This window comes from Algoriphagus machipongonensis (assembly GCF_000166275.1).
Taxonomy (GTDB): Bacteria; Bacteroidota; Bacteroidia; order Cytophagales; family Cyclobacteriaceae; genus Algoriphagus; species Algoriphagus machipongonensis.
The window spans coordinates 4750016-4776914 of record NZ_CM001023.1 but is presented as its reverse complement, the minus strand read 5'-3'; the positions used below and the strand labels follow the sequence as shown (position 1 = coordinate 4776914).

Genomic DNA, 26899 nt, shown 5'->3' with positions numbered 1-26899 from the left:
GTTGCCAACGATAACAGGAGACACCTCGAATCCTGGTGTTTTGGATGTAGGAGAAAGCTGGACTTACCAAGCGGTTTATGGGGTTTCTCAATCAGATTTGGACGCAGGAAGTGTTTCTAATATCGCTACAGCCAGTGGAACTCCTTCCGGTGGAAACCTAAGCGATGCTGTATCCAATACAGTTTTGATCGACGCCGTTCAGTCACCTTCGTGGACGCTGACCAAATCAACTACGACTCAGGAATATAATGTTGTTGGGGATTTTCTCGATTATGATTTAGAGTTAGAAAATACTGGAAATGTCAGCATCAGTTCAGTTGACCTCGTTGACCCCGATATTTCATCTACCATTGGGTTGATATCTGGTGATGTAGGAATTCCTTTCGTTTTAGAACCAGGTGAGGTTTGGAATTATTCAGGCACCTATGTAGTCACCCAGGCAGATATTGATTCAGGAAGTCACACCAACACGGCCACCGCTACTGGTTCTCCAGCCGGAGGAAGTTTAGCGGATGCTGTATCAAACACGGTGGTAGTAGATGCGGCTTTAAATCCAAGTTGGACCTTATCCAAATCTGCTACCCAAAGTACTTACTCTTCTACAACGGACTTTCTAGATTACACATTGATTTTAGAGAACACTGGAAACGTTCCGATTTCTTCGGTGAATGTGGCAGATTCGAAAGTCAATTTGTCGCCAACGGTAACAGGGGATACTTCCAATCCAGGTGTTTTGGATGTGGGAGAAAGCTGGACCTACCAAGGAGTTTATGGAGTTAGCCAAGCGGATATCGAGGCGGGCAGCTTCACCAATACGGCTACCGCCTCTGGAACTCCTGCAGGGGGCACGCTGACTCCGGCCATTAGCAATTCCGTGACTGTTCCGGCGGTCCAAACTCCGGATTGGACGTTTGATAAAGTAGCTCGGGTTACTTTTTTCGATCTGGCGGGACAGACGATTGTTTATCAGTTTTTAGTAACCAATACCGGCAATGTGAATATTACATCTATTGATGTATTCGATGAGACGCTAAATTTTGCTCCAAATTTAGTTCAAAATGTTGCTTCACAAGATGGTATATTGAATCCAGGAGAAGTTTGGACCTATTCCTTTGTCTACAGGACCACCCAAGCCGATTTGGACAGAGGGTTCATCACCAATACCGCGAGGGCAAATGGAAACTCCGTTGCCGGTCCAATGGTGGAGCAAAGAGATTCAGAGACAGTAAATGCAATCCAGACCCCATCTTGGACCCTGACCAAATCAGCAAGCCAGACTAGTTATTCTTCCCTGACTGATTTTATCAACTATGAGCTTGTATTGGCGAATACGGGAAACGTATCGATCTCCTCAGTGAATCTGGCAGATTCGAAAGTCAATTTGTCTCCATCGATAACAGGAGATACTTCCAATCCAGGAGTTTTGGATGTGGGAGAAAGCTGGACTTACCAAGCAATCTATGGAGTTTCCCAAACAGACATTGATGCAGGAAGTGTAACGAATATTGCCACTGCCACCGGAACTCCAGTTGGGGGAACTTTGTCAGATGCGATAAGTAATCAGGTGGTAGTTCCCGCTTCACAAAATTCTTCAATAACGCTAAACAAATCCAGTTCAACTCCTAATTACTCAACCTTAGGAGAACCTGTCAATTATTCATTGGAAGTGAGGAATACAGGGAATGTGACCCTTTCTAATGTCATTATTTCTGATCCATTAACTGGTTTAAGTCAAAATATCGGAAGCCTATCACCTTCACAAAGCCAAACAATTCAAACAACCTATACGGTAACTCAAGGGGATTTAGATAATGGGGAGTTGACAAATACGGCAACCGTTACCGCTAACGCACCAGGAAATGTATCCATTAGTGATTCAGATGACATTCAAATATTGGCCGGTCAAAATGCTTCCTTGGATTTACAAAAATCAGTTACTCCTAGTGTTTTTGTCAATGCAGGAGAGGTCGCTAATTATACATTTATTATTGAAAATGTAGGTAATGTTTCTTTGACGGATGTAGAATTAAATGATCCTCTCATCAGCTTTACAGGGCAAATAATAGGAGATTTATCCCCAGGGCAAACAGCTACACTTACAGCCTCTTACACGCTTAGCCAACAGGATATCAATAATCAGGTTTTAATTAATACTGCAACTGTTTCAGGTATTGATCCAAATAACTCAAATATAGAAGCGATTGATAGAGCCTACATTGTTGCGGAAGATCTTGGGGCATTGGAAGTATTGAAGACTGCTCTGACTAAAAAATATTCATCTGTTGATGAGGTAATTGAGTATGAAATCGAGGTTCTAAATATCGGAAATATTACGATAGAAAATGTTAATCTAACCGATGATCTAACGGGATTAAATCAGAGTTTGGGGACTCTTAATCCAGGTCAATCTACCTTATTAACAACTACTTATACCGTAACACAGGCTGATTTAAATAATGGCAAAATTGAAAATACAGCTTCAGTAACCGGTGTGGAAATTGCTCCAGGATCTCGAGCGGTTTCAGATAAAGATATCGCAATTTCATACGCCGTTAATTCTCCTTCTCTGAAAATAAATAAGACTTCATCAGTGAATTCTTTCCAACAGGTAGATGAAGTGATTCCTTATGAATTGGAGATAATCAATAGCGGTAATCTTACACTAAATAACGTTGAGGTGTTTGATGGAAATACAAGTCTTCAGGTATCATTGGGAACGCTCAACCCGGGTGCTGTTACTGTTATCCCAACAAATTACACAATTACACAGCAGGATATTGATGCAGGGGGAGTAGAAAACTTAGCCAGTGTTACAGCGGAAACTCCAAGTGGAGGAAATTTGGCAAGTAAAGACAGACTTTTTGTGGCAGCAGTGAAAGCTCCAGGTTTATTAGTGAGAAAAACTGCTCAGCAACAAGATTATTCGAGCGTAAACGAGGTGGTGAATTATGTGATTGAAGTTGAAAACACTGGAAATGTAACATTCCAAAATCTTCAAACTATTGACCCGCTTACAGGATTAAATCAAAACCTTTCTCAATTAGCACCGGGAGATGTAGAAAGTTATTCTACTTCGTACACTGTTCAGCAAGCTGACTTGGATGCCGGAAAAATCACAAATACAGTCACGACAACCGGCACTCCTGTGGGAGGTTCTGGCATTGGCGTTATTGGAACTGAAACCATCAATGCAGCTCCTAACCCAAGTTGGACTTTGACAAAAGCAGCCACCCAGTCAAGTTACTCTGCTGTTGGAGATTTTATTGATTATGAATTTGTTTTAGTGAATACCGGCAATGTGTCGATTTCCTCAATAACTCTGGATGATTCTAATGTTAACGTATTTCCCACTATCACAGGGGATACTTCCAATCCAGGTGTTTTGGATGTGGGAGAAAGCTGGACCTACGAAGGAGTTTATGGAGTTAGCCAAGCGGATATCGAGGCGGGCAGCTTCACCAATACGGCTACCGCCACTGGAACTCCAGCAGGGGGCACGCTGACTCCGGCCATTAGCAATTCCGTGACTGTTCCGGCGGTCCAAACTCCGGATTGGACGTTTGAAAAAATAGCTCGGGTTACTTTTTTCGATTTGGCGGGACAGACGATTGTTTATCAGTTTTTAGTAACCAATACCGGCAATGTGAATATTACATCTATTGATGTATTCGATGAGACGCTCAATTTTGCTCCAAATTTAGTTCAAACTGGTGCTACACAAGATGGTATTTTGAATCCAGGAGAAGTTTGGACCTATACCTTTGTGTACAGGACCACCCAAGCCGATTTGGACAGAGGGTTCATCACCAATACCGCGAGGGCAAATGGAAACTCCGTTGCCGGTCCAATGGTGGAGCAAAGAGATTCAGAGACAGTAAATGCAGTCCAGACCCCAAGTTGGACATTTGAAAAAACTGCAGTTTCCTCTGGATATACACTTGTGGGGGATGTAATAGCCTTTAACCTCATCTTAAGCAATACAGGAAATGTATCCATTTCAGGCGTCACGGTTTCAGATCCTGATGCCACAATCGCTGTTTCGAAAACAGGAGATTTAGCACCATTGGATATTTTGGATGTGGGAGAGACTTGGACCTATACAGCCACTCATACAGTCACCCAGTCGGATATTTCCTCGGTGTCCTATACCAATACTGCAACAATAAATGGGACCTCTCCAGCAGGAGCCCTTCCAGAGGAGCAGGCATCGGCCACAGTGCCTTATGTCATTTTACCTGGTGGAATTTCAGGGGCAAATCTTTGGCTAAAGGCCGATTTAGGAGTAAACATTTCCGGAACAAGCCTTAACAACTGGACTGACCAAACTGGAACAAACACTTTTACAAAGGCAGGAACTATCGGATATGTATCAAATGCCTTAAACTTTAACCCTTCAGTTTCTTTTTCCAACACTGACGTTAATTCTGCCCAACCATCAAATAGGTTGGATGGGAATACCTCCATTACTTATGTGGATGGATTTGCAGTATACAAAAAACAAAATGGTACATCTGGAGGAGCAGTAATAGGAGGGATATCTCCATCAAGCAATTATGGTGTTGCTATTTTTGGAGGGGAAGCAGCAAATGATACATGGGTAGGAAATGGGGTTCTAAATACCTATTCTCATTTTGTGAACCCAATGCTGGCGCAGGGATTCGGTTTGGTAAACTGGGATGTAAGTTTGACATCCAGTCCATTTGCTGCGGGAAGATATAATGGTCTTGCACAATCTGTTATCCCAGGTACAGGCAGTGATTATACCCAATTTAGCTTTACTCCAAGAATTGGTGGTACCAACAATAATGGAGCTACTCCAAACGAAGGTTGGAAGCATTTCCAGGGAGAACTTGCTGAAGTGATTCTTTTCCCAAATTCACTTACACCTGCTGATAAAAACAAAGTGCAGTCTTATTTGGCTGTGAAATACGGCATCACATTAGACCCTTCGGTTACCAGCTATGTAAATTCATCAGGTACTGTAATCTGGAATAATACCTCCTATTGGAATGACGTTTTTGGAATAGGTAGGGATGATGCAAGTGGACTGAATCAAACAAATTCCAATAGTATCAACGCAGGAGGTGGGGACGGCTCCGGACAAACCGGTAAAGGAAATATTGTCTTATCTAATCCAAGTTCATTGGATAATGGAGACTACCTATTAATGGGTCATGACAATGCCCCATTAAGTGAACAGACTTCAGATTTGCCTTCACTTTATTCAGGGGCAAAGCGCTTGAGTAGAGAATGGAAAATTAGACATACCGGAGATGTTGGCACGATTGATTTGTCAATTGATTTGAATGGAATAACTATCTCAGGATCCAGTCTTGGCCAATTTACATTGTTGGTAGATACTGATGGAGACGGGAATTTTGGAACTGGTAGTGTAAATCAAATCACTCCTGATGCTTATTCGAATGGAATCTTGGGTTTCAGCAGCGTCAACTTACCTGATGGTGCTGTTATAGCATTAGTGACCAATAAGGCAAATTCAGGTTTAGTATTGAAAGCAATACAGGCGACTGGTGGTGCTGGTCAATATAGAAACCTGATCAATTGGATCACTATTGAAAAAGGTAGAATTATCCCAGGAGACATTGTCAATACCTCATTTGAAACCAATGGAATTGAGGTTTTTGTAACAATAGATCAGGTGGTGTCCACAGATCCCAATGATGCATTGAGAAGGTATAGACCTGGTACTTGGGTTGGGGATAAAATGGATCAACTGTATAATATCGGAGGGGTAGATGCAGCTAACCAACTTTATAACGGGATAATCAATAATGATGGAGCCACAGTCAGTTTTCGACTAAGGGCATATGCGGTATTAAACGGAGCTCCTGCTAATCTTGGTTTTGTTTTTGGCAATGCAGAGGACGATGGTGGTGAAGAATACTCACAGGGAACAACCAATAGTTCAGATTGGCAGCTGTTAGAGAAGGGAGTCTTTGGGCAAAATTCTTTTCGCTCAATTACCCTGACAAATGGAGGAAATCCAAAATCTGCCAAAATTGAAGCTGGGTTTAATGTTGCCTTATTATTTACACAGAAAGCTCAAGCTACAAATGTAGACCCATTAGAGATTGAGGTAGAATTCAAAGGCGGTGGACAAACTGCTGTCGCATTTGGACTTTTGACTAGTCTAGAGGCGGGAGATGCACCTGATACTTACGGTGACCCAATCCATGTCCTTATCCCACAAGTAACAGGTGGAGGATCTCCTCCTCCGGCAACAGAGACGGTTTATTACTTAACGAATCCTCCGGCTGGTGGCGATATTATAGAATCAGCAGTGGTTACTTTAGACCCAAGGTTGCATTTGGGAGCATTGGAAGGAGACTTTGATCCTGTATCTCCAAGTAGTCTTGACGCACTCAATGATGATAAAGATGAGGTAGATGATGAAGATGGGTTAGTTACTACTGAATTTGAGTATAGTACTCAAACCAGTATGGACGTTGACGTATCGGCTTTTAATAACACAGGTAGCGATGCAATAATTAATGCTTGGATCGATTTTAATGAGAATGGATCATTCGAAGCAAATGAATTCGCAGATATTTCGGTAAGTCCAACCAATTCTTTGGATACACTCACGCTAAACTTTTCAATTCCTGCCAATACCAGCTTTGGAGATAAGTTTATGCGATTAAGGATTACGAGTGGACTTCTCGTAGATAATCCTTCAACTACAGATGTGGATGAAAGAAGTATATCAACTGCTTCTGATGGAGAAATTGAAGATTATATTTTCTCTATTTACCAAACGGGCGGACCTGGAGGGGTATCCAATCCAAAATTATGGTATAAGGCCAATGAAGGGGTTTTAACTGGGGGTACCCTGACTTGGGAAAATCAGGGAAGCTCTCCGAATTCGAATGCAATCCAATCAGTAGCCAGCAGTCAGCCGCAATATCAAGATGCTGATTCTCGAATGATAAATTTCAATCCTACCTTAGGATTTGATGGATCGGATGATCAGCTGGTCACAGGAGCTATAGGTGATCCATTAAGCTTTAGCAATGGAGAAAACATCGGTTCTCAATTTGTGGTATATCGTAAAGGAGCTTCTGGTTTAGATGATGCGCCTGTATATTTTTATTCAGACAATTCTAATTCCCTAAGTTCAGATTGGAAAATCGGTACAAATTTAGCAGGTGGGGTCACCCAGCATGGATTAGAAGCAAGTGGCAATACTACAGATGCCAACGAGGTTGTATTGATTGATTTGAATGCCCAAACCTCTTCAGTTTCCAATACTTTAGAATACAGCGAAAATGGTACATCCTTTTCCAATGTTACTGGGACTTATAAAGATGTTTCCTCTTCAAATCCACTAACATTTGGCGGGAATGACTTCCAAAAAGCAAATATGGATCTTGCTGAAGTGATTGTTTTTAATCAATTCCTGACTTCAGAAGAACGAACAAAAATTCAGAGTTATCTCGCGATCAAATACGGGATTACGCTAGATCCATCCATCACTAATTATTTGACATCGGATGGCACAGTGATTTGGAATCAACCGACTTATTGGAACGATGTTTTTGGTATAGGCAAGGATGATGGAAGTGGCCTGAATCAAAGCAGTTCAAATAGCATTAATACGGGAAGTGGAAATGGAATAGGACAAAGCGGTAAAGGGAATATAAGACTACAACATATCGGTGGAAGTCTTCCTAATAACACCTTTTTGGTAGTAGGCCATGACAATAATTCCCTTGATCCCCAAGTTTCAGATTTGCCTACTAATTACAGCCAATATTTCCGAGTGGGTAGAGAGTGGAAAGCTCAACTAACAGGCAACCCTACCAACATCAATCTGTATTTTGACCTTAACGGGTTGACCTATTCAGCAACTAGAAAAGAAGACATATTTATACTGATTGATTCAGATGGAGATGGAGATTTCCAAACTGGTAACCCACAGGTAATTGCTTCTTCTAGCTTTGCCGGCGGAGTAGCAGCTTTTGGAGGAGTTCCATTAAACCAAGGAGCTGTCTTTACATTTATCATTGGTCCTACCACTCCTTCTTGGACTTTGACAAAATCTGCCACACCTACTAATTATTCCTTGGCAGGAGATATCATCAATTATGAATTTGTCTTGGAGAATACTGGGAATGTATCCATCTCCAATGTCAACCTATCCGATCCAATTGCCCAGATTCAGTCTACAATAATTGGAGACACGTCCAACCCAGGTGTGTTGGATGTGGGAGAAAGCTGGACCTATAATGCAGATTATGTGGTGAGCCAAGCTGATATTGACGCTGGAAGTATAACGAATATTGCCACAGCTGATGGAACTCCAGCAGGAGGTACATTGGATGATGCTGTATCTAATCCGGTGGTGATTAACGCTATTCAGACTCCTTCTTGGACTTTGACCAAATCAGCAACTGAAACCAGCTATTCTTCCACCAGCGATTTCATCAACTATGAATTTGTACTTCAGAATACAGGGAATGTTTCGATCTCCAATGTGAGTCTTACAGATCCCAAGGTTCAAATATTTCCGACAATCACTGGTGACAATTCGAATCCTGGTGTTTTGGATGTAGGAGAAAGCTGGACTTATGGGGCAGTTTACGGGGTGAGCCAGGCAGATATCGATGCTGGAAGTGTAACGAATATTGCCACTGCAAGTGGTACGCCTGCCGGAGGTGCATTAGCTGATGCGAGCAGCAATCAAGTAGTTGTTCCTGCCGTTCAGTCACCATCCTGGACCCTGACCAAATCAAATTCTACCCCAGACTATGCTAGTCCTGGAGATGTGATTAATTACGAGCTTTATCTGGAAAATACAGGAAATGTGTCCATTTCTGGAGTTACACTGACAGATCCAAATACAACAGTCGGTGGAACAATCACGGGAGACTCTGCACCAACGGGCACTTTGGATGTTGGGGAAACGTGGATCTATACTGCCTCTTATACAGTGGACCAAGCGGACATCGATGCAGGTGAATATGCGAATACAGCAACAGCCACGGGTACTCCAGCAGGAGGCACATTAGCTGATGCAACCAGCAATACAGTTGTTGTTCCGGCTGATGTGAATCCAGAATTGACCGTCACTAAAACTTCTTCAAATCTTAATTATAGCCAGCTTGGAAGTTCCATTACCTACTCGGTTGAAGTTGAGAATACTGGAAATGTGTCAATTTCTAATGTTACTGTGGATGATCCAATAGCTACCACTGGGCCAACTTATGTTTCTGGAGATATAGGTAATGACGATATCATGTCTCCTGGAGAAAACTGGATTTATACACTTACTCACCAAGTGACTCAGGCAGACTTGGATGCTGGCCAGATCGTGAACGTTGCAACTGCAGACGGTACTCCTTCTCAAGGCACTCTGATTCCTGGTACAGGTAGCTTCACGATTGATGCGGTATTGAATCCAAACATTAACATCATCAAGACTTCTAATGTCACTGGCTATAGTCAGGCAGGAGAGGTGATAGAATACTACATCAATATCAATAACTCCGGAAATGTCACCTTGAATGGATTTGAGGTAGAAGATGTGAATACAGGTGATACCTTCCCAGTAGCAAGTATCACACCTGGAGAAACCCAGACTTATACTGTTAGCTACACGATCACTCAAGCAGATATTGATTCGGGGTCTATTAACAATGTGGCAAGTGTCACCGGAACAGATCCGAATGGAGATCCTTTGGAAAAAGGTGATGACCTAGTGATTAATGCTTCTCAGACACCTCGAATAGCCATAGATAAATCCACCAGCACGACTCAGTTCACTGCTGCTGGAGAAGTGATCACCTACACAATTATTGTAGAGAATGATGGAAACATCACCATCAATAATCCTGTGGTAACTGATCCAAATGCCGATACTGGCCCAACTTATGTCTCAGGAGATCTGACTAATGTAGGAGTACTCGATGTTGGAGAAATTTGGACATACACCGCTACCCATACTGTAACCCAAGCAGATGTGGATGCAGGTACATTTACGAATACCGCCACGGCAAATGGTACACCTGCCGCAGGATCTTTGTCACCAGAAACTTCTTCAGTTACCACATCAGGTAATCAAAACCCGGATTGGTCAGTAGAGAAAATTAATACAAACAGTCCTAGTGAATATACCAATGCAGGTGATATCCTCACTTATGATATTGTAGTCAGCAATACTGGAAATATCTCCATCACAGGAATCAATGTTAATGACCCTCAGGCAAGTACTGGGCCTACTTTTTCATCTGGGGATGTAGCAAATACTGGTATCTTGGATGTAGGCGAAAGCTGGACTTATACAGCAACTTACACCGTCACTCAGGCAGATGTAGATGCTGGAGATTTTACCAATACTGCAACTATATATGGAACTTCTGTTATCGGAACTCTTCCTGAAAAAACAGACAGTGAGACTGTTCCTGCGACCAGCAACCCAAGTTGGACGCTTGATAAATCTGCTTCTCAACCTACTTACAATTCAGCGAGTCAGACGATTACCTACACTTTTGTATTGGAGAATACCGGCAATGTGACTATTTCTAACATAGTCCTAGATGATCCAAATGTGACTTCCAGTCCTACATTGCAAAGCGGTGATACCAATTCAAACAATAAATTGGAACCATCCGAGACATGGACTTTTACAGCAACATATCAAATTACTCAGGCGGATATTGATTCAGGTAGTTTTACAAATAGTGCAACTGCGACTGGTACACCATCTCAAGGTTCGCTGAACCCTACGACTGCTGATGAAACAATAACTGCCGACAAAAACCCTGACATTACAGTCAATAAAACTGTAAACCCAACCACCTACGATACTCCAGGTCAGATTATTACTTATAAGTTGGAAGTAACCAATTCTGGAAATGTAACTATTTCCGGTGTTCAGGTTTCCGATCCAGAAATCAACTTTACCCAAACCATTCCAACACTTGCACCAGGTCAGTCGAGGACACTGACAGGGACTTATACAATTACGCAAGCTGATATAGATAATGGTTCCCTAAGCAATACCCTAACAGCTTCAGGTACTGACCCAGACAACAACACAGTAGAGGACGACACTCAGGTGGATGCCAATGCCATCCAGAACCCGGATCTTCAGATACTCAAAACCACGAATGCATCTGGCTATACTAATGCCGATGATGTGATTGATTTTACAATTGTCATTGTAAATAATGGCAATGTCACCTTAGATGACCTCAATGTCACGGATCCAATGACTGGCTTAGATGTAACTAGACCTACGCTAGCTCCAAGTCAGGCATACACTGTTAATACCAGCTACACAGTGACTCAGGCTGATGTGGATAATGGATCTATTACCAACTTGGCTTCTATTGATGCTCTAGATCCAAATAATGATCCGGTGGTAGGTTCTGACGATGTTACCATTGATGGTTCATTTACTCCTGCTGTGAATATCAATAAGACTGTCCTCAACACGGGATATGATCAAGCCGGAGATATTTTGGATTATGTCTTGGTGGTTGAAAATATTGGGAATGTTAATCTGTCTGATGTAGAAGTCATAGATCCGCTCACAGGAGATGACATTGACGTAGGTGATTTGTCACCAGGGCAAACTGTTTCCTATACGATTCAATACACCATTACGCAAGATGATGTCAATAATGGCAGCATCACCAATTCAGCTACTGTAAATGGAAAAGATCCTAATGGAGGAGATGTCGAAGCTGCAGATGATGATACTCTAAACGGTGCGCAAAATCCAAAATTGACCATTGATAAATCTAACATCAATGATATCAATACAGTGGGAGATGTGATTGAATACCAATTTGTGGTGACCAATACAGGAAACGTAACGGTTTATGATATAGAAGTAAATGACCCAATGACTACTCCATCTACAATCGATGTGGGTGATCTTGATCCAGGGGAGTCATCTACTGTCACTGCTTATTATACGGTTATCCAGACAGATATTGATAGTGGAAATGTTATCAATACAGCTACCGTAACTGGTCAAGATCCAAATGGAAATATTGTCGAAGATCAGGATACTAACTGGATTGACGGAAATCCTAATCCTAGAATTGAAATTAAGAAAAGTACGTCTGCCTTTGGTTATTCATTTGCGGGAGAGGTTATTACTTATGACATAGTAATTACTAACAATGGAAATACTGCACTTCAGAATGTAATTTTAGTGGATGCCAAATTAGGGCTCTCTGAATCCATAGGTACTCTTCCTCCTAAAAAATCCATCAGTTATAACCCTAGCTACGTGGTTACCCAACAAGATGTGGATCTCGGAGAAATCCAGAATTTCGCAAGTGTTACAGCTGATGCACCTGGCCAAGGGGTTTCAGTTTCTGATGAAGACGTGGTAGTTATTCTTGGAAGTCAAACTCCGAAAATTAAACTCGAGAAGCGTGCCTTAGCCACCGGATATGATACTGCTGGTGAGATTGTTGAATATGAATTTACCTTGGTTAATACGGGTAATGTTACCCTAAGTAATGTCAGGGTTAATGACCCATTAGTCACTTCTGCACCGGTGGTTATTCCTGATATCGCACCAGGAGCTACTATTACCAGAGTGGTATCTTATACTGTCACGCAGGATGATATTAATGCTGGTTCTATTACCAATACTGCGAATGCAGAAGCAACAAGTCCAAAAGGGCAGCGGGTATTCTCACAGGACAATGCCGTTATCGATGCAGCACAAAACCCTAACTTGGTTTTTGTCAAGACGTCCACTCCGAAAACAGTTGATGGAGTTGGAGATGTGATCACCTATATTCTGCGAGTGGCGAATACAGGTAATATTTCCATGTTCAATGTAAATATCACAGATCCACTGGTCTCATTGGATGAGACAATAGCAAGATTGGATCCTAATCAAATTGAATCATACACAACTACTTATACAGTCACCCAAACTGACTTGGATAATGGTAGTATCACGAATGCAGCTTCTTTGACAGGTTCGGATGCATTAAATAATACTTATAACCGCAATTCATCAACAAAAACAAATGTTGATCAGAATCCTGCCATTTCTATTACCAAAGTTGCTGATGTAAACTCTTTTGATTCAGAAGGTGATGTGATCAATTACACAATCACTGTTGAGAATATTGGAAATATTTCTGTTGAAAACCTTCAGGTTACTGACCCGAAAGCAAATGCACCTGCGTACGCCTCAGGTGACACGGGTGGAGATACTATACTTTCTCTTGGAGAGATATGGACTTTTACCACCAGCTACTCCGTCACGCAAGATGATGTGGATAATGGCGGATTTACCAATGATGCCAATGCTTCCGGTACTACTTCTTCAGCAGGTCCGGTTTCTGACAACACGGATGTGAATGTTCCATCTGATATTCAACCTGATTGGAATATAACCAAAACGGTATCTAACAATCCTGCCTCTTATCAGGCAGTGGGTGATGTCCTATCTTATCAGATTTCGGTAACAAATACCGGAAACGTCTCTGTCAGCAATGTTACTGTGACCGATCCAAAAGCAGACGCTGCACCAAGCTACCTAAGTGGAGATACAGATAATGACAACAAACTTGGTGTTACTGAGACTTGGACCTACACAGCGGATCATACAGTGACTCAGGCTGACCTGGACAATGGTAGCTTCACTAATACTGCGACGGCTTCAGGAACTTTAGCTAGTGGCTCCATACCGAATGTAACAGACTCCGAAACTGTCTCAGCTCTTCAGACCCCAGATTGGGAGTTGGAAAAAATAAGTACCACACTGCCAAATTCTTTCAACCAACCAGGTCAGGGATTATCCTATAATATTATTGTTAGAAACACTGGAAATGTGACTATCAGTTCGGTTTCTGTTTTGGACCCAGGAGCTACCACAGGACCAACTTATCGATCTGGAGATTTGAATAACAACCAGAAATTAGATGTTACGGAAGTCTGGACTTACTCGGCAAATTATACTACCAAACAGGCGGATATTGATGCTGGACAATATGAAAATACGGCAACGGCAACAGGTAATCCATCAGGAGGAAATTTACCATCTGCTGTAGACAACGAGATCGTGCCTGCTGTACAAACAGCGACTATTGATATTACCAAAAACGTAGCGCAAAACGGATTTAGCAAAGTAGGTGATGTGCTGAATTATACAATTGAGGTAGAAAACACAGGGAATGTGACTCTTACCAATGTGTTAGTGGAGGATCCAAATACAGGGCTTTCGGATGTGATCGCTCTTATGAATCCTGGAGATACAAAGTCCTATCAGGAAAACTACACGATTACTCAAACAGATATTGACCGTGGTACTATTGAAAATATAGCTACAGTCACCGGAACCAAACCAGATCAAACCACCATTTCCGATACAGCCACTGAGATCATCAATGGTGCTCAAACCTCAGGGTTGAACCTTTTCAAAGATGTATTGCAAAGTGGGTATTATGTTGCTGGTGAAGTGATTAACTACACTATCTACGTTCAAAACCCTGGAAACATCAACATTTTTGATCTTCAGGTGGTGGATAATAAAGTGGGTCTTAATACGACCATTCCGGTGTTCGGACCTGGCGAATTAACCCAGTTCGATGTGGATTACATAGTCACACAGGCAGATGTTGATTTGGGTAGCATCACCAACGTGGTTTCGGCAATTGGAAGAGATTTTAACGGAAATATCCTAAGTGCCACTGATTCCAAATTGCTGATTGGTACTCCGGATCCAAAGTTAGTGGTCGGTAAATCTACCACCACAGCTGGTTACTTTAATCCGGGGGATGTGATTGACTATCACATTTCGGTTGAAAATACTGGGAATTTGACTTTGTTTAATGTAGTAGTGGAGGATCCAAAAGCGGATATTATCACTCCAATGCCGATTTCCTCAATCGCTCCGGGACAGACAGTGGTAGTAGATGCAGAGCACACAGTGGTGCAGGCTGATATTGATGCTGGTCAATATGTGAATACAGCCACAGTTTCAGGATCTGAGCCAGATGGAACGGTTATTACAAAACAAACAAATCAGGTAAGAGTACCGGCTGTCCAAAATCCTGACTATACTGTTACCAAATCCAGCTCCACAGCAGATTATGATGCTCCAGGAGATGTGATTGATTACACCTTTGTGGTAGAGAATACCGGAAATGTGACCCTCACTAAAGTCACGTTGACAGATCCAAAAGCCCAGATTACAGGTGGGAATCCTATTCCTGTTTTGGCACCGGGACAATCGGCTTCCATTACAGCCGAACATCGTGTGGTACAAGCCGATCTCAATGCAGGTAAATACCAAAATACAGGTTCCGCCAAAGCCAAGGATCCAAATAGTAAAGACGTTAATAGAAATTCCAATCAGGTAACTGTTCCGGCTATACAAAATCCAGACCTAGAGATTGTAAAAAGTGCTGGACAAGCCACTTATTCTTCGGTAGGTGAGGTAATCAATTATGAGTTTGTAATTACAAATACTGGTAATGTGACTGTGAACAATACCAGAGTATTTGACAATAACACAGTTGTAGCGGGAGGACCTTTCTCCATGCAACCAAATTCAGTTCAAACAGTGACTGCAACACATACTGTTACTCAAGCTGATTTGGATGCAGGCACTATCGTAAATGTGGCAACTGTTCAGGCGAAAGATCCACAGGACAGAATAATCTCGTCCATCTCCAATTCAGTAACTGTAACTGCTGTCCAATCATCTGATTTAGAAGCAGTGAAAACTTCTTCTGTCCAGAACTACAGTCAAGTGGGCGAGGTGATCCAGTACAATATTGCCGTAACAAATACCGGAAATTTAACCCTTACGGATTTGGCTGTTTCGGATGCTAAAGCTACAGTAAATGGCGGCAGTCCGATCGCATCCTTGTCACCTGGCCAGACACTTAATGTTTCTGCTTCTTACCAAGTAACTCAAGCGGATATAGACGCAGGTAGAATCATCAACATTGCTTCCGTGGATGGAATTGATGTCAATTCAGACCCAATTTCGGCTACCACAAATTCAGTGACCGTGACGGCCGTTCAGGATGCTGAAATTCAAGTGTCCAAAGCTGTTGATCCTGTTTCCTATGATTCTCTTAATGAAGTGCTCAATTACACTTTGGTAGTAGAGAATACAGGAAATGTCACATTGGATCAGGTCAATCTGTTGGATCCTTTGACAGGATTAAATGATCCAATCGGCAGCATGCTTCCAGGAGAGATTTATTCAACCACCGCGACCTATTCAGTCACTCAGACTGATTTGGATAACGGATCTGTGCCTAATATTGCCACAGCAACTGGCGTTGATCCGAATAACGTCACTGTTACTGATACAGACCAAGAAGAATCAGTTGGTGTACAGGATCCTGATATTTCAATTCAGAAAACAGCAGATGTCTCTCAGGTGAGTGCAGCTGGTGAATTGATCACCTATACTTTTGTGGTGGAAAACACCGGAAATCAGACTTTGACAAATGTCGAGTTGGTAGATTCCCGAATTCCATTTACGCAGGTAATTGGTACCATGATTCCGGGTGATGTACAGACTTATTCTGCAACCTACACAGTTACCCAAGCGGACTTTGACAGCGGAGAAATTGTCAATCCAGTAACAGTCACTGGTGAAATTCCTAACGGTCAAACGATTTCTGATAACGATGAAGTCACTGTTTATGCGGATCAAAATGCTCTCATCGAACTGACCAAAACTGCAGACCTATCTTATTACACTGCTGTTGGCGAGGATATCAATTACACATTAATAGTATCCAATACTGGAAATGTCACTTTGACGAATGTCAACACAGTAGACAATAAGTTGGGAATCAATGAACTGGGTACATTACTCCCAGGTGAATCATTTACGTACACTGGAGTCCATTCTATTACTCAGGCAGATATTGATCAAGGTAGCTTTGTCAATGTCGCCAATGTCAAAGGTACACCTCCTACTGGTCCAAATGTCACAGCATCGGATTCATGGACTGCTTTAGCAGTTCAGTACAGTCAATTGGATGTTCAAAAATCAGTCAGCCCAGTAGTTTACAGCATTGCCGGAGATGTATTGACCTATCAGATCACTGTAGAAAATAAAGGGAATGTTACCCTCAACCTTGTTCGTACAGAAGACCCACAAACAGGACTTTCAGAATCTGAGCCAACCTTGGCACCAGGTGGTATATTGACTTATTCCACTACATACACGGTCACTCAGCAAGATGTAGACAATGACTTGTTTAGAAATACGGTTCAATCTACTGGCATTAAGCCAAATGGAAATAAAACCATAGGACAAGATGATGCAATTGCCATTTCCAATGGTAAAGGTGGAATAGAACTGACGAAAACAGCTCTTACGAATACCTATGACCAAGTGGGTGATGTGATACAATATGAGTTGGACCTTACTAATATCGGCACACTCACTTTGGACAATGTCCAATTGGATGATCCGAGAATTTCTTATTCTCAGTCTATCACCACTATGAATCCTACAGAGACAGTGGTCTTTACGGCAAATTATACCGTGACTCAGGCGGATCTGGATGCCGGATCTATCACCAATACTGCCACCGTTACTGCTTTGGATAGTGATGGCAAGACTCAAAGTGATACGGACAATGCCCTAGTGACAGCTGCACAGAATCCTCAAATTAATTTGGTGAAAGAGGTAAATCCAAATTCTATTGTAGCTCCAGGAGTGGATCTTACTTATACCTTTACCGTAACTAATACAGGCAATGTCACACTGACAGGAGCCCAATTGGTTGATACAAAATTGCCAGGATTCAGCCCTGCTACTTTTGACCTAGATCCTGGGCAGACAGAAATTTTCACTGCAACTTATCAGACCACTCAAGCAGATATTGATCGAGGATCTATAGTCAATGTGGCTAGAGTTTCCGCTTTGGACCCTAACAATAATACTGTTTCAAACATAGATGCAGCAACTGTAAAAGTCCAACGAGACGGATCCATTTCTATCCAAAAAGACGCAGATCTAAGCACTGTAACTTCTCCAGGTGAGGTCATTACATACACTTTGACTGTGACCAACACAGGAAATCTCACTCTTAATAATGTAACAACGGATGATCCTTTGACAGGATTGAGCGAATTTGAAATCAGTTTAGCTCCAGGTGCAAACGTAGTTTACACAACTACCTACACAACTACTCAAGCGGACATCGATGCAGGAAGCATCCAAAATATTGCCACTGTAGAAGGTAGTACCAGCTATGGGGTGTTAAGAATGGATACTGATGATGCCACAGTCGATGTGATTCAAAATGGAAGTATTACTCTAACAAAAACTGCAAATCCACAAGTCTATGCTGTTCCAGGCGAAGTAATAACCTACACTTTCGTAATCGAAAACACAGGTAATTTGACTCTGGCACCGGTTAACCTAACAGATGCTCAACTTTCCCTGAATCAAAATTTTGCATCCTTAGCCCCAGGCCAATCAGTTACTGCAACCGCAACCTATTCAGTAACTCTCGCTGATCTCAACAGAGGCTATATATTCAATGAAGCTACTGCATTTGGTACAGGGCCAAAAGGAAAAGGATTTAGAGCAATAGATACAGAAAGAATCACAGCTTCTAATTCACCTGCTCTGGGCATTACAAAAACTGCTAATGTAACTACTTATCAAAATGCAGGTGACTTAATAGAGTATACACTGACGGTGACAAATACTGGAAATACCTCTTTAGTAGGAGTAACCTTAGCAGACAAGCAGATTCCGGCCTTGGAAGTAAAAGCTGGAATGGCTCCAGGAGAAACTTGGGTGTATTCTGCTACTCATACAGTCACTCAGGCAGATGTAAACGCTGGTTCACTGACCAACGTGGCAACCGTTATAGGATTCTCTCCTCAAGGAAATTCGGTCAACGGCCAAGCTTCAGTAACGATACAAGCAATTCAGCAACCTGAAATTACTTTGGTAAAAACTGCTGATGTCAATCAAGTGGATGCAGTTGGAGATGCGATCAATTATGATTTGGAAGCCACCAATACAGGAAATGTCACTTTGAAAAATGTGGTCTTGACGGATCCGCTTACAGGGCTAACAGTAGATATTGGCACGATGCTTCCTGGTCAGGTAGTTACCAATAATCAATCCTACTTAGTTAGCCAGGCGGATTTGGATGCCGGATCAATTGTCAATGTTGCAACAGTTACAGGTTTGGATCCAACTAATCAGACGGTTCAGGATGATGATTCTGTGACTGTTCCTGTGGTCCAATCAGCAGACATTCAAATCACCAAAACTTCCGATATATCTGTTTATACTCAGGCTAATCAGACAGCAAACTTTACGCTGACTATTACCAATACAGGAAATGTGACTTTGACGGATGTGACCGTGACAGATCCATTGACCGGCCTTAACAACAACATTGGGGTTCTGGCACCTGGTTCAGTGACAAACTTAGCTACAAGTTATACCATCTCTCAAGCGGATGTTAATGCAGGTAGTTTTGTCAATACTGCAACGGCGATTGGTACAGATCCTAAGTCGATTATTGTGAGTGACTCTGATGATATTAGGTTGATTTCTGTCCGTCGTCCAGATATTGAATTGACCAAAACTCCAGATAAAGCCACTTTCTCTAATGCAGGAGAGCTCATTACTTATACTTTGGTGGTGACTAATGCAGGTAATGTGACTTTGGAAAAAGTAAATGTCACCGACCCATTGACCAATTTGGGGCAAGGAATAGGAAGTCTGAATCCAGCAGAAACATATACATTAACCACAGTTTATACTGCTACGCAAAACGATGTTGATACCGGAATTATCCATAATACTGCGACTGCTAGTGGTGTAGATCCGAAAAATCAAAAAGTCAATGACTACGCATCTGCATCAGTCACTTCGATCCAGACTCCAGGAATAAGCCTAAGTAAGACGGCATCTCCGACGACATATTCTACATCCGGTGATCAGATCAGCTATAGCTTGGTAGTGACCAATACGGGTAATGTTACTTTGGAAAATGTAACGGTAAGTGATGCAGGAACGACAGTTTCGAATCCAGCCGTGGGCACTTTGTCGCCAGGCCAGACTGCCACAGTCGTTGCAGTTTACACGGTGAGCCAGGCAGATGTCAACGCAGGAGGTTATGTGAATACGGCAACAGTGACGGGTGAGGATCCGAACGGAGCTACCCAGACAGCGACAGCGACTGCCACGGTGACAGCGGTACAGAATCCGGGCATCGGCTTGACCAAAACAGCCAACCCTGGGGATTACAGCCAGCCTGGCGAAGTGATCAGCTACGAGCTGGTGGTGAGCAATACGGGCAACCTGACCTTAGACGCGGTAACACTGAGCGATCCGGGTACGACGCTGTCGAATCCGCAGGTCGGCACGCTGCAGCCAGGTCAGACAGCGACTGTTACAGGCAGCTATACGATCACCCAGACAGACATAGACAACGGCAGCTTTGTGAATACCGCGACAGCAACAGGCCAGGATTCCAACAACGGAACCCAGACGGCAACTGCCACTGCGACGGTAACAGCCGTTCAGACAGCAGCACTGGATCTGAAGAAGGTTGCGAACCCGCATACCTACAGCCAGGTTGGAGAGCTGATCGACTATACGTTGGAGATAGAGAACACCGGTAACGTGACCCTGACCAATGTGGTGGTAAACGATCCTTTGGCAGGCTATACCTCACCGAGCTTCACGCTGGTACCGGGACAGAAAGAATCTGTTACAGGAACCGTGACGATTACCCAGGCGGACATTGACAGAGGTTCAATAGACAATACCGCAACAGCGGTGGGTACCGATCCGGGCAATACGGTATTGACAGTGACGGCTTCAGAACGTATAACCGCAGGTCAGAGTCCTGCAATCAGCCTGGAGAAAACGGCAGACAGACTGACCGTGGATCAGGCCGGGGATGTGATTACCTACACCCTAAAAGTGGAGAACAGAGGCAACGTGACACTGGACGATGTGACGGTGAGCGATCCATTGACAGGCTTCAGCTCTACACCTGCGATTAGCCTGGCACCGGGTGCAACAGTAACTTATACGACGACCTATACAACCGATCAAGCAGACATCGATGTAGGAGGCATATTCAATACGGCAACCGCAACAGGTGTTTCCCCTGCGAATGTGATGGTGGATGCAGTAGACGACGAACTGGTGTTGGCCAACACAGCACCTGTTCTGGATCTGGTGAAGACCGCCAGCCCAAGGATTTTTGTGAATGCGGGAGAAGTGGTGACCTATACGTTTGAGGTAACCAACGCAGGCAATGTGACTCTCTACAATGTGGTCCTCAATGATCCATTGATCCCATACAATCAGTTAGTAGGAACAATGGCTCCTGGGGACAGTCAGACTTTCACGGCAACTTACACGTTGACCCAGACAGATATCAACAACCAGTTCCTGATCAACACGGCGACGGTAAACGGTAGAGCACCGGACAACAGTACGGCTACCGCAACTGACCGTGCCCTGATCGCTGCGGAGGACTTCGGTGCGATCGAAGTAGATAAGGTATCGCTGAAAAAAGTATACAGTGCGGTCAATGAGCAGATCGATTACCAGATTACGGTAACCAACATAGGAAACGTGACAGTCACCAATGTGGTAATGACCGATGACCTGACCGGGCTGACCCAAAGCATCGGTACGATGTTGCCAGGTGCCAGTGCGGTTTATACAACTACCTATGCGGTGACGCAGGCTGATCTAAATGCCGGTCTGATCACGAATGTGGCTTCAGCCTCAGGTATCGAAGACACGCCGCAGGCAAGACCGGTAAGTGACAAGGACAATGCGGTATCGATCGCCAAAAGACAGCCGGGTATCAAGCTGGACAAGCAAAGCACGACGGCGGACTACAGTCAGCCTGGAGATGTGATTGACTACACCTTGACGGTAACCAATGTAGGTAATGTGACCCTGACCAATGTGACGCTGAACGATCCGTTGACCGGCCTGGATCAAATTATGCTCAATGACTTGGCACCGGGTGCAGTCACCGTCATCCCTACAAGCTATACCGTCACACAGACCGATATAGATGCAGGTCAGGTCTACAATACGGCCAACGTGAGAGCAGAAGGTTCCAGAGGAAGAATAGTGTCGTCCAAGGATGGCAAAACCGTACCGGCAGTTCGGGCTGCAGGTATCCAATTAATCAAGACGGCAAGTCCGAAACTGTACCTTCTAGCCGGACAGGTGATTGATTATACCTTGGAGGTAAGCAATACGGGTAACCTGACCTTGGACAATGTGACTGTGACAGATCCATTGACTAATCTCAGCCAGAACATTGGAACACTGAATCCGGGTGTAATGACCGTTATACCTACCAGCTACACGATTATACAGTCTGATGTGGATGCAGGCAGTGTGAACAACACTGCGACATTAACAGCCGAAGATCCGTTCAACACGACCTTGACCACGACAGACAGTGAAGTGGTGAGAGCCATTGGAATATCCCAGTTGCAGTTGAACAAAACAGCGGACGTAGCAACTTACGATCAGGTGGGTGATGTGATCAGTTACAATCTGGAGGTAAGGAATATAGGCAACCTACTTTTAAACAATGTGGTGATTACTGATCCTCTGACCGGATTGACCTATGATGCAGGGACCTTGGCTCCTCTGCAATCGGCCAGTGTGACTGAGACCTATTCGGTGAGCCAGGCGGATGTGGATGCAGGTCAGGTGATCAACATCGCTACTGCAACAGCAACAGATAGCAGAGGTGTGGACAAAATTGCCACGGCTACCGCTACAGTGACAGCCATCCAGACTTCTGGAATCGAGTTGACCAAAACGGCTGACGTGACGACTTATGATCAAGCGGGTGATGTCATCACTTATACATTGGTAATTACTAACACCGGTAATGTAACACTTAGCAATTTAGTTCTTGAAGATCCATTAACTGGTTTGACCCAAAACATTGGCACCTTGGCACCAAGTCAAGTAGTCTCTGTGAAAGAATCCTATTCTGTAATCCAATCAGATATCGATACTGGTCAAGTTGTGAATATAGCAACTGTCACAGCCACTGATCCAAATAGCTCAATTCTTAGTGATACAGCAACGGCCACGGTTACAGCTATTCAGGCCTCTGGAATTGAACTAACAAAAGTGTCTGATGTGGCAACCTATGATCAGGTGAGTGATGTGATCACGTATACCTTGACCGTGACCAATACGGGTAACGAGACTTTGGACAATGTGATCTTGACTGATCCATTGACCGGCTTGAACCAGGATATCGGTACCATGACACCTGCTCAGGTGATTACGGTAACTGAAAGCTATACCATCACTCAATCTGATATAGATGTTGGAGAAGTGGTGAATGTGGCGACAGTAACTGCAACGGATGCGACCAATGCAGACTTGAGTGCCACGGCCACTGCGACAGTGACAGCCATCCAGACTTCAGGTATTGACTTGACGAAAGTGGCTGACGTGACGACTTATGATCAAGTGGGTGATGCGATTACCTATACCTTGACAGTGACGAATACCGGAAACGAAACCTTGGACAATGTGATCTTGACTGATCCATTGACCGGCTTGAACCAGGATATCGGTACCATGACACCTGGTGAGGTGATCACAGTGAACGAAAGCTATACCATCACTCAATCTGATATAGATGTTGGAGAAGTGGTGAATGTGGCGACAGTAACTGCAACGGATGCGACCAATGCAGACTTGAGTGCCACGGCCACTGCGACAGTGACAGCTATCCAGACTTCAGGTATTGACTTGACAAAAGTGGCTGATGTGGCAACCTATGATCAGGAAGGTGATGTGATTACTTATACCTTGTCCGTGACCAATTCTGGTAATGAGACCCTGACCAATGTGATTTTGACTGATCCATTGACTGGTTTGAACCAGAACATTGGCAACTTGACACCTAGTCAGGTAGTGTCTGTTTCTGAAACCTACACAATTACGCAAACTGATATCGATGCTGGTGAGGTGGTGAATATTGCTACTGTCACAGCAATTGATGCTACAAATGCTAGTGTTTCTGACACAGCAACGGCAACTGTCACAGCTGTTCAGACTTCAGGTATTGACTTGATGAAAGAGGCTGATGTATCTACCTATGATCAGGAAGGTGATGTAATCACTTATACTTTGACAGTGACGAATACAGGTAACGAAACTTTGGACAATGTGATTTTGACTGATCCATTGACGGGACTAAACCAGAACATTGGCAGCATTACACCTGCTCAGGTGATCACAGTGAACGAAAGCTATACGGTTACACAATCTGATATTGATAATGGATCTGTGGTGAACGTAGCTACGGTTACTGCAACGGATGCAACCAATGCAAGCTTGAGCGACACGGCTACTGCTACGGTGACAGCAGTTCAAATTTCAGGCATCGAATTGACCAAAATAGCGGATGTTGCCACATACGATCAGGTGGGTGATGTGATCACTTATTCTTTGACAGTGACCAATACCGGAAATGAGACATTGACTAATGTAACCTTGACCGATCCATTAACAGGATTGAATCAGGCTATCGGTTCGATGGTACCTGCCCAACTAGTGACAGTTACAGAAAGTTATACCATTGCTCAGGCTGACATCGATGCAGGCCAAGTAGTGAATGTAGCGACAGTAACTGCAACTGATGCAACCAACTCCAACTTAAGCGATACTGCTACAGCTACGGTGACGGCGGTTCAGTCTTCTGGAATTGGATTGACGAAAACAGCAGATGTAGCCACTTACGATCAGGTGGGTGATGTGATCACTTATACCGTTACGATAGCCAATACCGGAAATACAACCTTGAGCAATGCCTTGATTACAGATCCTCTATCTGGATTGGTGGAAACTTATCCTGTCATGACTCCAGGCGAATCAGTTACTTATACTACTACTTACACTGTTACTATTCCAGATATGGAGAAGGGAAGCATCACCAATTCAGCTAGTGTTGTTGCACAGGACCCAATGGGTAATGATGTGGAAGATAGTGATGATGCTGTTGTGGTTACTGATGCACAGCCCGGTATTGAGATTGAAAAAATTGCAGATAAGGATGTTGTCATAGCAAGCGGCCAGGTGATCACCTATACTTTGACCGTCACCAATACAGGAAACGTAGACTTGTTAGATGTGCATGTGACAGATCCTTTGACAGGCTTTGATGAGAATATCACCAGTATCTCCCCGCAAGAAACTATTGAGTTCATTACCACTTATACAGTCACTGAAGCAGACGTTGATGCAGGCGATCCTATTGTAAACATAGCCTATGTGTCTGCTCCAAATCCGGTAGATATTGATCCGCTCACAGATGAGGATGAAGCTACTACCAGAATAGAGTGTAACGGAGAGACTCTAGTGACTGGATTGATTTATCGACTTGGTTCTCAGACAGGCTTACCGAATGTTCCTGTTATTTTAATTCCTGGGGAAAATACACCTGGTGACACACTTATTAGTGTAACGAATAGCATGGGTAGGTATCAATTTATTGGAGTAGATGAGGGAGATTACCTGATCAAGGTATTGGATGAAAATCTAGAGATCAACGAAGGTCTCCGGTCAATTGACGGGGATGAAGCCTCCATTACAGTTCAGGTATGTAACTATAACCCCGTTGATTTCAGATATACTTTGGCAGGGTCAGGTACTGTGATTGGTGGTGATAATCCATTCCTAAGAGGCTTCGTTTGGTACGATATTAATGGCGACGGCATAGAAAATGAGTGGTACGATGCCAACGATGATGGAGAAGTAACCCAAAACTTCATCACGTTTGACCAACCAATAGATATTTACCGTTGGGAATGGTTAGATCTTAATGGAGATGGAAGTTATGAAGGACCAGAAAATGCAGGGGAGCTCAACAAAGCAGGATTTGGAAACCCTGGAGGACAGAACATTTCCATCAAAGGACCAAATGACTATGAAGCCATGGAGTCCGTGGGATCCTTTGGAAACTGGAAACATGAATTAACTCAGCCATTACCTTATGGAGATTATGAGGTGACTTTGATCCCAGATCCAGTGTTTGATTCGAAAGCTTTGGCTTTGGGAAGCTCAGGTTTGGTGAAAGTCTTGCCGGATCCTTCTGGTAGAACTAGTCAAACTGAGGGTGTGAATGCTTTGGTTTGTGAGGTAACAACACCAATGGTTCAGACGGGGACTGTTTCTAGAGAAAATCCAACCCAATTTAACTTTGATTATGGTGTCAGATGTTTTGAAGTGCCGGATGATGTAAACCTTGCTGTTGAGAAAACCTCTTTTGAAGTTGAAATTTTTGAAGGAGATGAATTTGAGTATGAAGTGACATTAAAGAATATTGGTGGAACTGATGCGACAGACGTTGTTTTGACGGATAATTTACCAATCAATGTCACTTATTTATCATCTGAGATTTCAAGCAATAATAGTGATGCAGAAGTGACTGAGAATATATCTGGAAGTGCAATAACTTGGACTATTCCATTCTTTGAAGCTGATGCCGAATTGATTATCAACATTAGAGTGAAGGCTGGAGATCCAGGGTTAATTACTAATGTGGCTGAGGTTACCTCGAGTGAAACCGATACGGATGAAGTCGATAATCAGGACGACGATGTGAATACCATCTTACCGTTCCATATTCCGAATGTGATTACTCCTAATAATGACGGAGACAATGACACTTTCGAGATCCAGGGTCTAGGTAAGTTTGTGAGCAACGAAATCACAATCTTCAACAGATTCGGAGACCATGTATTTGAAACAGAAGATTATCAGAATAACTGGGATGCTCCTGATCAGACTGCAGGAACCTACTTCTACGTATTGACTGCGGTCGATAGTTCAGGTGAAACCCATGAGTTCAAAGGCTGGATCCAGGTAATTAAAAATTAA

At 43.3% G+C, this 26899-nt stretch carries 1 protein-coding gene (only partly in view); it reads left to right on the top strand.

Annotated elements, in window-relative coordinates:
• Positions 1-26899, top strand: the 3' portion of a protein-coding gene (locus ALPR1_RS20870; protein ID WP_008203451.1) for a T9SS C-terminal target domain-containing protein. Its footprint begins 1451 nt before the window's first position; the window shows 26899 of its 28350 coding nt (coding positions 1452-28350); its start codon lies off the left edge, out of view; it ends in the stop codon at positions 26897-26899.